This is a genomic window from Photobacterium sp. R1, from assembly GCF_054600795.1.
In genome coordinates, this window is sequence record NZ_BAAHZP010000759.1 from 1 (window position 1) to 252 (window position 252).

General features: G+C 48.8%; 1 protein-coding gene. It reads right to left on the reverse strand.

Going from position 1 to position 252, the window contains the following annotated elements:
• A partial coding sequence (locus ACYP03_RS27115; protein ID WP_459782820.1) for a DUF3332 family protein occupies positions 1–218 on the reverse strand: 218 nt, incomplete at its 3' end.
• Positions 219–252 lie beyond the last annotated feature (34 nt).

Sequence of the window (252 nt, forward strand, 5' to 3'; positions counted from 1 at the left end):
TCGCCGGTCCAGAACTCAATGGGGTTCAACACCATGTAATCTGCCACTGTGGTCACAGCATAAACCGGCGCCATCGCAATGGTCAGACCGCCACGGGCGTAACGGTTATCCACCACATCCATATTGAATTTCATGGTCGCGTTAGTGGCAGCCATCTGGCCGGCACACCCCGTTAATAAAGACACCAGAGAGACCGCAACAAAAGCCATTTTTTTCATTGTTCAATACCCATAAAAAAACAGGGTTTAATTG